Annotated in this window: 13 protein-coding genes; 5 read left to right on the top strand and 8 right to left on the bottom strand. The window is 67.8% G+C overall.

The window, feature by feature from the left end; translation table 11 throughout:
- Positions 1-46: 46 nt before the first annotated feature.
- From ACUDCK_RS04105 to ACUDCK_RS04120, 4 genes are all read right to left on the bottom strand, one after another.
- On the bottom strand, positions 47-1,663 hold the full coding sequence (locus ACUDCK_RS04105; protein ID WP_054501886.1) for a methyl-accepting chemotaxis protein: 1,617 nt from the start codon (positions 1,661-1,663) through the stop codon (positions 47-49).
- A 183-nt stretch (positions 1,664-1,846) separates the two neighbouring features.
- Positions 1,847-2,758: a LysR family transcriptional regulator gene (locus tag ACUDCK_RS04110; RefSeq protein ID WP_064526510.1), complete on the bottom strand. Its 912-nt coding sequence runs from the start codon at positions 2,756-2,758 to the stop codon at positions 1,847-1,849.
- Positions 2,759-3,168: 410 nt separating this feature from the next.
- Positions 3,169-3,588, bottom strand: a complete 420-nt coding sequence (locus ACUDCK_RS04115; protein ID WP_054501884.1) for a hypothetical protein — start codon at positions 3,586-3,588, stop codon at positions 3,169-3,171.
- Positions 3,585-4,025: a Fur family transcriptional regulator gene (locus tag ACUDCK_RS04120; RefSeq protein WP_054501883.1), complete on the bottom strand. Its 441-nt coding sequence runs from the start codon at positions 4,023-4,025 to the stop codon at positions 3,585-3,587. The genes ACUDCK_RS04115 and ACUDCK_RS04120 overlap by 4 nt, the downstream gene beginning before the upstream one ends.
- Before the next feature lie 107 nt (positions 4,026-4,132).
- On the opposite strand from ACUDCK_RS04120, the gene ACUDCK_RS04125 reads away from it, so the two are divergent.
- From ACUDCK_RS04125 to ACUDCK_RS04135, 3 genes are all read left to right on the top strand, one after another.
- Complete coding sequence (locus ACUDCK_RS04125; protein ID WP_081273549.1) at positions 4,133-4,912, top strand: helix-turn-helix domain-containing protein; 780 nt, start codon at positions 4,133-4,135, stop codon at positions 4,910-4,912.
- 176 nt (positions 4,913-5,088) lie between these two features.
- Entirely contained in the window at positions 5,089-5,247 is a 159-nt protein-coding gene (locus ACUDCK_RS04130) for a hypothetical protein (RefSeq protein ID WP_155755566.1), read from the top strand.
- Positions 5,244-6,107 carry an alpha/beta hydrolase gene (locus tag ACUDCK_RS04135; RefSeq protein WP_054501882.1) on the top strand — a complete coding sequence of 288 codons (864 nt, stop codon included), beginning with the start codon at positions 5,244-5,246 and terminating at the stop codon, positions 6,105-6,107. Before ACUDCK_RS04130 ends, ACUDCK_RS04135 begins: the two co-directional genes overlap by 4 nt.
- 13 nt (positions 6,108-6,120) lie before the next feature.
- On the opposite strand, the gene ACUDCK_RS04140 is transcribed toward ACUDCK_RS04135, so the two are convergent.
- Positions 6,121-6,594 (bottom strand): YkgJ family cysteine cluster protein, encoded by a 474-nt coding sequence (locus ACUDCK_RS04140; RefSeq protein ID WP_054501881.1) that lies wholly within the window; start codon positions 6,592-6,594, stop codon positions 6,121-6,123.
- 215 nt (positions 6,595-6,809) lie between these two features.
- On the opposite strand from ACUDCK_RS04140, the gene ACUDCK_RS04145 reads away from it, so the two are divergent.
- Positions 6,810-7,430 carry a DNA-3-methyladenine glycosylase I gene (locus ACUDCK_RS04145; RefSeq protein ID WP_175168160.1) on the top strand — a complete coding sequence of 207 codons (621 nt, stop codon included), beginning with the start codon at positions 6,810-6,812 and terminating at the stop codon, positions 7,428-7,430.
- 130 nt (positions 7,431-7,560) lie between these two features.
- Here the strand turns inward: ACUDCK_RS04145 and ACUDCK_RS04150 are convergent, their stop codons facing one another.
- Positions 7,561-9,486 (bottom strand): LTA synthase family protein, encoded by a 1,926-nt coding sequence (locus ACUDCK_RS04150; RefSeq protein WP_336236209.1) that lies wholly within the window; start codon positions 9,484-9,486, stop codon positions 7,561-7,563.
- 293 nt (positions 9,487-9,779) lie between these two features.
- Here ACUDCK_RS04150 and ACUDCK_RS04155 point away from each other — a divergent pair, with 293 nt between their 5' ends.
- Entirely contained in the window at positions 9,780-11,852 is a 2,073-nt protein-coding gene (locus tag ACUDCK_RS04155; protein WP_175168162.1) for an AsmA family protein, read from the top strand.
- 6 nt (positions 11,853-11,858) lie between these two features.
- On the opposite strand, the gene ACUDCK_RS04160 is transcribed toward ACUDCK_RS04155, so the two are convergent.
- Together ACUDCK_RS04160 and ACUDCK_RS04165 are read right to left on the bottom strand one after the other, a co-directional pair.
- Complete coding sequence (locus tag ACUDCK_RS04160) at positions 11,859-13,454, bottom strand: GGDEF domain-containing protein (protein WP_054501877.1); 1,596 nt, start codon at positions 13,452-13,454, stop codon at positions 11,859-11,861.
- Between the two features lie 14 nt (positions 13,455-13,468).
- The gene (locus ACUDCK_RS04165) at positions 13,469-14,110 is read right to left on the bottom strand and encodes a TetR/AcrR family transcriptional regulator (RefSeq protein ID WP_054501876.1); all 642 of its coding nucleotides are present in this window, start codon (positions 14,108-14,110) and stop codon (positions 13,469-13,471) included.
- Positions 14,111-14,164: the final 54 nt, after the last annotated feature.

The raw sequence follows: 14,164 nt of genomic DNA on the forward strand, positions 1-14,164 counted from the left end.
CGATCGGGCGCAGTCTTAAATCGGCGCGTCCGCGTTACCGACCCTTTCAGTTCACGTAGGCAGGGCTCAATGGCGCGGAGATGGCCTGGGGCGTGACGTCGATCACCGTCCCGGCCGGCAGCTTGAAGAACGCGGCGCTGGCGGCCAGGCGCTTGGCCTGTTCCTCCAGCGACGAGGCCGCCGCCGCCGCTTCCTCGACCAGGGCGGCGTTCTGCTGGGTGACGTCGTCCATCTGCGTCACGGCGCCGTTGATCTGGTCGATGCCGACGGACTGCTCGGTCGAGGCCTCGGTGATTTCCGCCATGATCTGGGTGACGCGCTGCACCGACGCCACGATTTCCTGCATGGTGTCGCCGGCGGCGCGGACCTGGTCGGCGCCGCTTTCGACGTTGCTGGAGGACTGTTCGATCAGGTCCTTCACCTCGCGGGCGGCCTGGGCGCTGCGCTGGGCCAGCGTGCGCACCTCGCCGGCGACCACCGCGAAGCCCTTGCCCTGCTCGCCGGCGCGGGCGGCCTCGACCGCCGCGTTCAGGGCCAGGATGTTGGTCTGGAAGGCGATGCCGTCGATCACCGACACGATCTCCGAGATGCGGCGCGAGCTTTCCGAGATGCGGGCCATGGTCTGGACCACCTGGCCGACCGCCTCGCCGCCGCGCAGGGCGATGGCGCGGCTCTCGGCCGCCAGGGTGTTGGCCTGGTGCGCGTGCTCGGTGTTCTGCTTGACGGCCGTGGCCAATTCTTCCATGGACGCGGCGGTCTCTTCCAGCGACGCGGCCTGTTCCTCGGTGCGAGCCGACAGGTTGGTGTTGCCCGAGGCGATTTCGGCCGCGCCGGTGTTGATCTCGGTGACGCTGCGGCGCACTTCGCTGACGGTGCGGGTCAGGCTCTCCTGCATGCGCTTGAGCGCCGTGAACAGCACGCCGATCTCATTCTTGGAATTGACCGTGACGCGCTGGGTCAGGTCGCCGGAGGCGATGCGGTCGAAATGCACCGCGGCGTCCCTGAGCGGTTGCAGCACCTGGCGGCCGATGAAGCGCCAGCAGCCCAGCGCCAGCGCGGCGGCCAGCGCCAGCATGATGATGGTGGACAGCTCGGCCCGTTCGTAGCGCAGGTCGGACGCGGTATTGATCTCGGCGCTGCGGCGTTCGGTGTGCGCCAGGAAGGCGGTCACGCGTTCGGCGAAGCGGGCGTCGGCGCCGCGGGTGTCCACCACGGCGGCGGCATAGCCATCGGCGGATTGTTTCTGCAGCGCCTGCTCCAGCGCCTCGATGCTGCGCACATAGGCGGTGAAGACGGTGTCCAGTTCGCTGGCCAGCTTCAGGCCGGCCTCGGTGCTCTTGGGCACGCGCTGGTAGATGGCGAAGTGCTTGCGCGCTTCCTGCAGGTACTGCGTGGCCTGGTCGACGCTGCCCTGGGCCTGGCTGCCCTTGCCGGACACGATGTCCAGGTAGGCGGCGACCAGCATCAGCCGGCTGCGCAGCAGCAGCGTCTGCGTTTCGTACAGCGGCCGGGTCTGCTCGGCGGCGACCGAGTTCAGGTCGTCCACCGCGACGTCGGCGTCCCGCGCATAGATCCAGCCCATGCTTGTGGCCGTTGTCAGCGCCAGGAGGAAGATGGCCATCACGGCCAGCAGGCCGGTGCGTATCTTCAGGTTCTTAAGCATGGTGGGGGGCTCCTGTGTCTGTCTTGGGGCTGACCCGTCAAAGCGTGGTCGCGGAAAATCCGGCAGACTGTAAATTTGAATTACAAATTTAACAATTGATCATTTTTCACCCCGGCATTCTGCTTTCGGCAACGCTGCGGTACGGCCTGGCTTTCCCGCGCGTTGGCGGGCGTCGCAGCAGGGTCAGAACAGTTGAGGGGCGTCGCTGCGGATGAAGCGCAGGAAGCGGTGCGCGGCGTCCGACAGGGGGCGCGAGGCGTGCGTCTGGAACTGCAGTTGGCCGGCGTTGAGCAGCGCGTCGTTGATGGGCCGGCAGATCAGCCGCCCGCTTTCGAGGTGCTCGACGGCGGTCAGGCGGGCGCACAGGGTGACCGCGTCGCTGGCCAGGACGTAGTGGTAGGCCGCGCCCGGCAGATTCGAAGTGAAGGCCGGTGACAGCGTGACGTTGTACAGGCTGCAGGCCATGTCCAGCACCTGCCGCAAGGCGCTGCCGCCATCCGGCAGCGCCAGCGGATAGGCCGAAAGCTGCGTGATGTGCAGCGATTCGCAGGCGGCCAGCGGGTGGCCGGGGCGCATCACCGCGACGATCTCGGCGGGATGCGAATAGATCACGGCGATGTCCTTTTCCGCCGTGTGGCTGTAGGTGACGCCGATGTCGGCCTGCGCCGAGCGGACCCGCTCGGACACCAGGCCGGCGTCGAGGATGTGCAGCTTGAAGCGGATGGTCGGGTGTTCGGCCTGGAAGGCGGCGAACTTGCGCGGCAGGGCGTAGGCGGCGAAGCCGGGCGCGCCGGCGATCTTCACGGTCTGGGTGTAGCGGCCGTTCTGGCCATCGATTTCGGCATAGGTGCGGGCGGCATCCGCCTCGACGCGGCGCGCGTGGTCGGCCAGGATGCGGCCGACTTCGGTGACCCGCATGCCCTTTGGGTGGCGTTCGAACAATTGGTTGTGCAGGCGTTGCTCCAGGCCGGCGATCTGGCGGCTGACGGCCGAGCTGACGACATTGAGCCGCGCGGCGGCGCCATTGACGGACCCTGTGTCGACGACAGTGAGAAAGTAACGAAGCGCGGTGCTGTCGAATTGGAATCGCTTCATTGATGTGCGTGCCGTAAATCTCAATGTCGAGTCCGGGCGGCTGGCAACCGCTATGAACGGCGCGGGAGGCGGCGGTCCTTGGGATGGCCGCGCGCCGTGCCGTCTTGTGAACGCCACGGCCAACGGCGTCGGACCACGCAAGCGAGGGTGGGTTGCGCCGCGGAAAGAGCGCTTTCCGGGAGCCCGGCGCGCTGCAATGCCAGCCCCGGGGCCTGTGGGCCAGGCGATTGGGCCAGTGGTGGAATTTATTCCAGCAACACCTTTTGCCACAATCGCAAATTTATCAATATTGCATTCTAATTTCGGCAATAAGCCCTGGCACAGCGATTTACGGCCCTGCGCAGGCCCCAGACGCAAAAAAAGCGCGCCCGAAGGCGCGCTTGAAAGCAGCGTGCAAGCGTTGTGGCGCGTCAGTCGATCACGAAGCCGCCGGGGCCGGCCTGGCCGAGCAATTCGCGCGCGCACTGCACCGCTTCATGCGGCGTGGCCACGGCCAGGAACGGCATGCCGAAGGCGCGCGCCATCTTTTCGCCGCGTTTGCGGATCTTGTCGAGCGCGTCGGCGTCGCGTTCGACGGCGATGAACGCGCGGCAGCGGGCCTTCAGCCGCGGCATGTTGGCGGTCTGCCAGTCGATCATCGCCTTGCGGTCGCCGTGGCTGGCCTCGGTGCGCATGTCGGGCACCACCATGACGAAGGTCTCGGGGTTGTCGACCAGCATCTCCATCTCGCGGATCCAACTGGCGGAATAGCCGGCCGGGGCGCCGCCGTGCTTGGCGGTGACGATGGGGAAGTGGGATAGGTCGTGGAAGAAAAACTGGTCGCGGTTCATTCGAATTCTCCGATGGAAAGGGCGGGCGCGGCCTTGCGGCAGCCGCAGCCGCCGTAAAGCACCAGGCTGTAGGAGTCCAGCGCGAAACCGCGTTGCCTGGCGATATCACGCACCAGTTGCGCCATTTCGGGGTCGCTGGACTCCAGGATCCGGCCGCAATGGCGGCAGACCAGGTGGTCGTGGTGTCCCTTGTCATTCAACTCGTACACGGTGCAGTGCGAGTCGAGCTGAGTTCGTTTGAGCAGTCCGGCGTCTTCGAGTTGCGTGATGACGCGATAAACCGTGGCCAGGCCGATGCTGCTGTGTTCCGAGATGAGGTTGCGGTAGATGTCCGCCGCGCTCATGTGCTGGTCCGCGTGCTGGTGGAAGATGTCCAGGATCTTCAGGCGCGGGAAGGTGGCTTTGATGCCGGCCACGCGCAGGCGGGTATGGTCCATGTAGATTCTCCATGCCGGGGGCGATGCCCGAATGATGAGAATGATGTACATTTTCAAGTGGCCCCGCTAACGGAATTCCGTCAACCTGTAGCTCAAATCTGCCAACCATGCGCGTGACCGTGGTCCACAACGCCTTGCCCGATGTCCTGCTGACCCCGTTCAGCATGCGGCATCCGCGCGCATCCAAGGGGCTGTCGGTGCCCGACCACGTGCACAACGAGGGCATGCTGGTGCTGGTGCATGAGGGTCTGGTGATGGTGCAGTCGGGCGCCGAGGTCTGGACGGTGCTGCCGGGCAGCCTGGGCTGGATTCCGCCCGGGGTCTCGCACGCGGCGCGCTGGTTCGGCGAGGCGCGCGGTTCGTTCCTGTACGTGCGGCCCGACGCCTGCGCCCGGCTGCCGGATCATTGCCGCTCGTGGCCGTCTTCGCGCCTGATCGACGCGCTGATGGAGCGCTTTACCACCAGTGCGCCCGGCGAGCTGCCCGAGGCCTATCTCGAACAACTGTTCGAGGTGTTGCTGGTCGAGGTCAAGCAGCGCGAGCATGCCCCGGTGCTGCTGCCGATGCCGGACGATCCGCGCCTGCAGGACCTGGCCCACACCCTGCTGGGCACGCCCGAAGACCCCTCCGGCATCGACGAATGGGCGCAGCGGCTGAACATGTCGACGCGCACCCTGATGCGCCGCTTCCGTCAGGAAACCGGCGTCACGCTGGGCCAGTGGCGCCAGCAGGCGCGCCTGTTGCGCGGGCTGGAAATGCTGTGCCGCGGCGGCTCGGTCACCGAAGCCGCGCTGTCGGTCGGCTACGAGAGCACCAGCGCCTTCATCGGCAGCTTCCGCGCCGCCTTCGGCATGACGCCCACGCGCTACCTCGCCGGCCGGGAGTAAGCCGCCAGGCAGGGGGTGCGGTCGCGCCGCTGGCTGCCGTCCAGCCCTGGCCAGCCTTTACGGATCTTCACTTTTTCCCGACAGATTTGCGGATCTTCGCGGATGCCCTTTGCCTACCATGGCGGCAGGGTAGGACAGGTCTTCTCGTCCTGCCCGCCATGCATCAAGGGTGTTCCATGACTTGCCAACCTTTCCTCGCTTTCCCGCCGGCCGGGAGCGCCGGCGCCGCCGCGGCTCCGACGGCTGTCCTCGCCTTCGCCCACGTCCTGGCGCGCCTGCTGGCGGCCACGCGCGCCGCCTGGCAGCTCGACGCCGCCGCCGGGAGCACGCCGTGACGACCCCGCGTACCGGCGCGCTGCTGATCCACGGCCTGGGCGGCACGGAATTCGACATGGGCTCGCTTCACAAGGTGCTGGCGCGCGCCGGGGTGCAAACCCATGGCGTCACGCTGCCCGGGCACGCGGGGCGGCCCGAGGACCTGCTGGACGTGCGGGTCGAGGACTGGATGGACGTCGTCACCCGGCGCTATCGCGAGCTGTGCGAGCAGTACGAGGTGGTGCACGTCATCGGCATGTGCCTGGGCGCCCTGCTGGCGGTCGAACTGTGCAAGCGCGAGTCGCACACCCGCGGCGCGCTGGTGTCGCTGTCGGCGCCGGTTTTCCTGGATGGCTGGAGCACGCCCTGGTACCGCGGCCTGCGCTATCTGCTGTATCACGTGCCGGGTGTGCCGCGACGCATCCGGGTCGAGGAAGAAGACCCCTACGGCGTCAAGAGCGAACTGGTGCGGGCCTTCATCAAGGCGGGCTTTGCGCGCGGCGACGGCTTTCACTACCAATGGGTGCCGCTGGCCTGCGTGCGCCAGGTCGATCGCCTGCGCGGCATGGTCAAGCGCGGCCTGGAGCGGATGCGCTGCCCGACGCTGGTGATGCACGCAGTCGAGGATGAGCTGACCAGCCCGCGGTCGGCGCGGCTGCTGGGGGCGCGCATTCCCGGCGCGTCGGTGGTGCTGCTGCAGGACAGCTATCACATGATCTGCGTCGATCACGAGCGCGAGCGCGTGATGCAGAACGTCCTGAGTTTCCTGGGCAAGGACCCGGGCATCGTGCGCGTGCGGCGTCGCGACAATGCGCCGCGGCTCGCGCGGGGGCAGGAGGCGCAGGCGGGCGCAGAGGGCATGCTGGTCGCCGCCCGCTAGGGCGGCAGGCGAATCAGGCCGCGGCCGGCTGGTCGGGCTGGTTGGGGTGCGACGGGCCTTGGGGATCGTTTTCCGCGTCGGGCCGCGGCGGCACCGCGGGCAGGCCCAGCGCCAGCCGCAGTCGCTGGCAGTCGGGATTGGGCGAGCCGTCGGGCATCCAGATGTCGAACTCGCGGCAGGGCGTCGGGCGGTTCTCGTAGATGGCGCAGTGGATGCCGGGTCGGCCCAGTTCGCCGCGCAGCGAGATGCAGCGGCCGCCGCCCATTTCAGTGCCCTTCATGCAGGCGCGCAGCGGGCTCATCTGCGTCACGAGGTCGAGCGGCACCTGGCCGCCGTTTTCGCCGGCCAGCTCGCCGATATAGAACGACACCCGGAAATGCGAGCAACAGGCGCCGCAGTCCAGACAGGGATTGGTGGCGGGGTTGCTGTCGCCGGCCAGCAGGGCGGGCGACACCAGGGTCAGGGCGGCTGTCTCGAGCAGGGACATGGCGGGGATCCGAAAGCCTGTCCGGTCCCGGCATGACGCAAAACGGGCTTGCATGCCGCAAGCCCGCCTGGCCGATCCGGGACGCGCTCGGACACGGCCGGCGCGGGATCAGGGTGGGAAATAGTAGCTGGATTCGGCTTGCGGCCGCTACGACTTTTTTTGGGGACGTTGCTGCGGTAGCATCGGAAACCCGATAGCCGCCAGGACCCTTTCCCATGACCGCCAACTCCGACTTTTCCGACGGCCTCGCCCGTTGCGCCTGGGTCGACACGTCCGCCGAATACATGGCGTACCACGACAACGAATGGGGCCGTCCGCAAGGCGACGACCGCGCCCTGTTCGAGCAATTGTGCCTGGAAGGATTCCAGTCGGGCCTGAGCTGGCGCACCATCCTGAACAAGCGCGAGGCCTTCCGCCGCGGCTTTGCCGCGTTCGAGCCGGCCAAGGTCGCGCGGTTTGGCGAAAAGCAGGTGCTGGCGCTGCTGGCCGACGCCGGCATCGTGCGCCATCGCGGCAAGATCGAAGCCGTCATCAACAACGCCCAGCGGGCGCTGGAGATGATCCAGCGCGAAGGGTCGCTGGGAGCGTTCTTCTGGCGTTTCGAGGCGCCCCCGGGATCCCCGTCCACGCGCGGCGCGTCGACCTCGGCGCAATCCGAGGCCTTGTCCAAGGCCCTCAAGAAGCTGGGGTGGAAGTTCGTTGGGCCGACCACGGTGTATGCCTTCATGCAGTCGGTCGGCATGGTCAACGACCATCATCCCGACTGCCACTGCCACGGTCTCAGCGAGCAGGCGCGCAAGGCGTTCCGGCGGCCGGCGAACCGGCGGCTGGCGTAAGGTGGCTGGCGTAAGGTGGCTGGTCCAAGGCGGCCGACACAAGGGGGGCTGGCACGAGGCGGCCCGTTGGCTAGGCGCCTGTGCATAACGTGGCGGCGGGCCGGCACGCATCGCCGGTCTCCTGCGGCGCCTATCCGGCAGCGGCCGGCGCCTTTGCATCCTGCGCCACGGCGGCCGCGCCCGGAATGCAGTAGCGCCCTTCGCGGTAGGCCCAACTGGGCCAAAGCGCGTGCGCCAGCGCCTCGTCGGCCAGCGCCGGGTCCAGCGGCGCCGGGGCATAGTCTTCCGGCGCGGTGTAGCGGTACTGCACCGGGGTCTTGTTCGGCGCCAGCACCAGGAGGTCGTTTTCCTTCAGGTAGCCATAGGTGTTGTCGTACTGCATGATGGCGCGGCCCGGCGTGCTGCGGGTCAGGTCATGGCCGAGCATCGGGTGTTCGGTATCGACGCCGATCAGCGACAGCAGCGTCGGCGCCAGGTCGATCTGGCTGATCAGGCGGTCGTCGCGCCGCGGTTCGATGCCGGCGCCCAGGATCACGGCGGGAATATGGAAGTGGCGCACCGGCACCAGGCTGGCGCCGAACACGCGCGAGTCGTGGTCGGCGGCGATCAGGAAGACTGTGTTTTCCCAGTACGGTGCCGCCTTGGCGCGTTCAAAGAAGCGGCCCAGGGCCCAGTCGGCGTAGCGCACGGTGTTTTCCACCGTGGCCGGGTTGCCTTCGGTCTGAATGCGGCCCGCCGGGTATTCCCAGGGCGAATGGTTCGAGACGCTGAAGGCCAGCGTGAAGGTGGGCTGGTCGCCGTCCTCGCGCAGCAGCCGGTCGAGCTGGTTGAACATGTCCTCATCGGACGCGCCCCAGGTGCCGACGAAGGCGGGATCGATAAAGTCCTCGCGGTCGACGATCTGGCGAAAGCCGTTGCCCAGGAAGAAGCCCTTCATGTTGTCGAAGTGCGATTCGCCGCCGTAGATGAAGCGCGAGTGGTAGTCGTGGCGGCCCAGCAGGTCGGCCAGCGAGAAGAAGCCGCGTTGCGAGCGCGGCAGCTTGAGCACGGCCTGCGCCGGCGTGGGCAGGAAGCCGGTCACCACCGCCTCCAGGCCGCGCACCGAGCGCGTGCCGGTGGCGTAGGCGCGGGTGAAGGTCCAGGCGTCGCGCGCCAGCGCGTCCAGTTCGGGCGTCAGATCCATGCCGCCCAGGCCGGCGCTGTACTGCGCGCCCAGGCTCTCTTCCAGAATGATGACCAGGTTGAGCGGCCGCGCGGTCTTGCGGCTGGCGGGCTGGCGATGCAGGCTGGGGTATTCCGCGTTGGCCGGCGGATAGGGCAGGCCAGCCTGCGTCAGTACGCGGCGCTGCATGTCATCGTCGTCCATGCCGCCGTACACAGCCGAGGCCGACTTTTCGTTTTTCATGCTGTAGACGGCGTAGAACACGTTATAGAGCGAGTTCAGGGCCAGGGTGTTGAGCATGCCGTCGGAACTGTAGGCCACCGACGACGGGTTGATCGGCCGGTGGCCGAGGGTGCCGCGGATCGCCAGGATCACCACCGCCAGGAGCGCCAGGCTGGCCAGCGGCATCTGCCACCAGGCCAGTTGCGCGTCGGGCTCGGCGTGGCCGAACAGCGCATAGCCGCCCCAGCCGATCAGCCCGAGGGCGCCAAAGCCGCCCAGCAGCGCGCCCTTGTAGCCGCGCCACAGCATGCCCGAGACTTCGCGCGGGTGCTTCAGGTATTCGACGAACAACCGGTTGGGACGGGTGTCGTATTCGAGAATGAAGGGCGGCGTGGCGACTTCCAGGAACGCCAGCAGGATGAACGCGACCAGATACCAGATGCCGGCGGCGGTGGCGGCGAACGGCAGGTGGCCGAGCCACGGCGACAGCACGATCGGCAGCGCGCCCAGCACGCCGATCTGGTGCGCGTCGATGCGCAGCCCGCCCAGCAGCAGGGGAGCCAGGCCGCCGGCGTTGCGCACGCGCTGCCATTGCCAGGCGGCCAGGGCCAGGCGGCTGAGGGTCAGTAGCGCGAACGCCGCCACCACGAAAATCAAGCTCGAATGCCGCATCGGGCCTCCAGGTAATACTACTGCGCCGCCGCCAGGACGGTTGCCGGTCGATCGCCGCGCATTTGAACAGGGCGGGCGTCAAAAAAACGGTGGAAATCCTTCCGTGCGGGGGCAAACGGCGGGATCCCGCGGGGGCGGCTTTGTAACTTTTGCCGACCGCGCTCTATGACACGGAAAAATCCGTACACATTATGGGGCCCGCAAGCTTAACCCGCCGCGCGCGGCGCGCTACCCTTTAGGGTAAATAGGGCCGGTGCATCGGCGCTCCGGCGGCAACGGCAAGGATAATAACGATGACGCGCAAAACAAAAATAGCGGTCGGGATTGTGGGCAGCCTCGTCGTCCTGGTGGCGGTGCTGGTCGTGCTGGTCGCCACCTTCGACTGGAACCGTGCCCGGCCGATGATCAACGAACGCGTCAGCGCGGCCATCGGACGGCCGTTCGCCATCAATGGCGACCTGACCGTGACATGGTCGCGTGAATCGGACGAGAGCGGTTGGCGCGCATGGGTGCCATGGCCGCACATCGTGGCCAACGACATCAGCGTCGCCAATACCGAATGGGCCAGGGTGCCGGAGTTCGCGACCCTCAAGCGCGGTGAGTTCAGCCTGTCGCCGCTGCCGCTGCTGGCCCACCGGGTCGTGATCCGGCGCATCCAGTTGACCGAGCCCGCCGCCGACCTCGAGCGCCTGGCTGACGGTCGCGCGAACTGGGTATTCACCCTGCCCGAGACCGGCGAGCCTTCGCCGTGGGTGCTGGACATCAATGAAATCGGCTTCGACAAAGGCAGCGTCGGCCTGTCCGATGCGATCCTGCAGGCGGACCTGACCGTGCTGGTCGATCCGCTGGGCAAGCCCGTGCCATTCGCCGACGTGGCCGGCGCGGCCTTCGTGCCCGAAGACGCCGCCGCCGCGGCGCCGCGCGACTATGTCTTCGGCTGGAAGGTCGACGGCAAATTCAAGAACCTTCCCACCAAAGGCGAAGGCAAGGTCGGCGGCATGCTGGCGTTGCAGGATCCCAAGCAACCGTTCCCGGTGCAGGCCGACGTGTCGATCGGCGGCACCAAGGCGGCCATCACCGGCACCCTGACCGACCCGGCCAACCTGGGCGCGCTGGACCTGCGTCTGAAGCTGTCGGGCGGCTCGATGGCGCAACTGTATCCGCTGACCGGCGTGACGCTGCCCGACACCCCACCGTATTCCACCGATGGCCACCTGGTGGCCAGGCTGCGCCACGCCGGCGGCGCGGTGTTCGAATACCGTGATTTCAATGGCCGCGTCGGCAACAGCGACCTGCATGGCGACGTGACGTTCTCGCTGGCGGCCCCGCGTCCGAAACTGACCGGCAAGCTGTCGTCCAAGCAGTTGCGCATGGCCGACCTGGGGCCGCTGATCGGCGTGCAGTCCGGCAAGCCCGCCCCGGCCCAGGACAAAGCCAAGGACGCCCCCGCCAAGCCGCCCAACGGCAAGGTGCTGCCGACCCAGGCGTTCCGCACCGACCGTTGGCGCGACATGGACGCCGATGTGGCGCTGGAGGCCGGCCGCATCGTGCACGATGCCAAGCTGCCGTTGACGGACCTGACGGTGCACTTGATCCTGCAGGACGGCCAGCTCACGCTCGATCCGCTGCGCTTCGGCATGGCCGGCGGCAACATGGCGGCGACCGTGCGGCTGGACGGATCCAAGGCGCCGCTGACGGGGCGAGTCGAGATGCACGCGCGGAGATTGCGGCTCAAGCAACTGTTCCCGTCGGCGGAGTCGATGCAGAGCGCGCTGGGCGAATTGAACGGCGACCTGGCGCTGTCGGGCACGGGCAATTCCGTGGCCGCGTTGCTCGGCTCGGCCAGCGGCGATGTGAAGATGCTGGTCAACGATGGCGTCATCAGCCGCAGCCTGATGGAGATTGCCGGCCTGAACGTCGGCAACTACGTCGTCTCGAAGCTGTTCGGCGACGACGAGGTCAAGATCAACTGCGGCGCGGCCGACCTGGAGATGAAGAGCGGCGTGATGACGCCGCGCGTGTTCGTGTTCGACACCGAGAACGCGCTGATCAACATCACCGGCACCACCGACTTCAAGAACGAGAGGCTCGACCTGGACATCACGCCCGACAGCAAGGGCTTCCGCATTTTCTCGCTGCGTTCGCCGCTGTATGTGCGCGGCACCTTCGGCAAGCCGGACGTGGGCGTGCACGTGGGGCCGCTGGCGGCGCGCGGCGCGGGCATGGTGGCGCTGGGCGTGATCCTGACGCCGGCGGCGGGTCTGCTGGCGCTGATCGCGCCCAGCACCTCCGACGACAACTCCTGCGGCACGCTGCTCAAGCAGATGCGCACCCCGCCCAAGGCGCCGGCGCCCAAGGGCAAGTAGGCGGCGTCAGCGCGGCAACGCCATGCGGGCGCCGTCGCGCGCCTGGTTGTCGGCGACGCAGACCGCGTTGCGGCCGTGGTTCTTGGCGTAGTAGAGGGCGCGGTCGGCGCGCTGGATCACCTCATCCAGCGTGGCGCCGTGCTCCGGGTAGCAGGCCACGCCGGCCGACAGCGTGATCGGCGCGGGCAGGCCGGTTTCGGTGCCGAGCGCCTCCAGCTTCTGGCGCAGTCGCTCGGCCGTGGCCACCGCGGCCGCCAGCGGCGCACCCGGCATCAGCATCACGAACTCCTCGCCGCCGCTGCGCGCGACCGTGTCGCCGCTGCGCGACCCCTCGATCAGCAACGCCGCCAGCACCTGCAGCGCGCGGTCGCCGGCGGCATGGCCGTACAGATCGTTGACGTTCTTGAAGTGATCGATGTCCAGCGCCACGATGGCCAGCGGCGTCTCGGCGGCCTGCAGCAGCGCCATGGCTTCGTTCAGGCCGCGGCGGTTCAGCAGCGACGTCAGGGTGTCTGTGGTGGAGGCGCGGCGCAGGTCGCGGATCTTGTGCTGGATCGAGTTCAATCCCATCAGCAGCGCGCGCTTGAGCTGCGAGGCTTCGAAATACCACGAACGCACTTTGCGGATGCGCTCGGCCGAGTCGGGATCCTGCATGTGCTTGGCGATGCTGGCCAGTTCCCCGAGCGGGCGGGCGATCCAGCGCGACAGCAGCCAGATCAGCAGGATCGAGATCAGCAGCAGCGGCAGGGTGTTGCGCGCGGTCGCCATCAGCAGGTCGTTCAGGGGCAGCAGGGTGCTGGCCACCGGCCGCTGCGCGACGATGGTCCAGCCGGTGCTGGGCACCGGCGCGAAGCCGGCCAGGATCTCGGTGCCCGTCGCGTCGGTGAAGCGCGCTTCGCCGGTTTCGCCGCGCAGCGCCGCGGCCAAGGCGGTCTTGTTCGCGGACATGCTGCCCAGGCGGCTGCGGTCGGGGTGATAGATCAGGGTGCCGTCACGCGCCAGCACATACAGCAGCGAGTCGTCGCGGTTGAAATGCTGGCCGAGCAGGCGATCCAGCACGTTGTCTTCGTGCAGGTAGAGCGTGCCGGCGATATAGCCGAGATAGCGGTAGTCGCGCGAGAAGATCGGATGGGTGTACAGGATCAGCCAGCGGCCGGTGCTGGCGCGGAAGGGTTCGCTGATGAACGGCCGGCGCGTGCTCAGGGCGGTCCGGGCGGCGTCGCTGGTCATCTGCTGGCCCATCAGTTGCGGGTAGGAGGTCGACACCGCCAGCACTTTGCCCTGCGCCGACACCACGAAACTGGAATTGAAATGGCCCAGTTGCTCTTCCTGGCGCCGCGTCTCCGACGACATCAGTTCCGGGTGGGTCTCCATGTCGGCCAGCATGTCGGCGCTGTAGGCCAGGTGACGCCGCAGGTCAGCAAGGAAATATTCCGTGGTGGCGGCGAGCTTGGCGGCATAGACACGGTTGCTTTCGAGCGCGTTGTGCAACAGCAGGTCGCGTTGCACCAGGTAGCTGGCATGCAGACCCGCGGCCAGCACCAGGAAGATCGACAGCAGGCTGATCCATAGGATGAGACGCCGGAGGTCGAGGCGGAGCATGGAAGGTAGGACCGTCAGGCGTGGGCGCGGCCTGGGGGCGGGCCGGAATGGGGCAGGCCGGCGAGCGCATCCCAGGCGCACATCGCCTGGCGCGCGACCGCTTGCAAGGTCTTGCGGCTGGCGCCGTCGCGCGCCTGGATCGACATTCCGTGCAGGATGGTGGTGTAGAACGCGGCCAAGCCTTTCAGGTCGGTGCCGGCGGGCAATTCGCCGGCGGCGGCGCCGGCGGTCAGGCGGGCCAGGATGCGGCCTTGCATTTCGCGCCGATTGTCGCCCAGGAACACGCCCACGCCGGCGTCGGTGTCGGCGCCGGCCGGCGCGCCCAGCACGATCAGGCAGCCCGGCGGAGCGCCGGGGGTGGTGAAGCGTTCGGCAGCCGCCAGCAGCATGCCGCAGATGCCCGCGCGGGCGGTGGGGGCGTCGGTCAGCGCGCGGCGCGATGCGGCGCCGTCGGTGTCGCGGTAAAGCTGCACCGCTTCGCGAAATAGTCCCTCTTTAGAGCCGAATGCGCCATAGAGACTGGGCGAGTTGATGCCCATCGCGGCCGTCAGATCGGTTAGCGATGCTCCTTCATATCCCTTCGACCAGAAGACTTCCATGGCCTTGCGCAAGGCCTGGGCCCGGTCGAAGTTCCTGGGACGCCCACGTTCTGCCATGACCCGGATTTTACTCGCGAGAGTTATTTTGTGTTGATTGATAAAAAATCGTTG

This window comes from Achromobacter sp. CF-sbj1-Ac2-l (genome assembly GCF_052698165.1).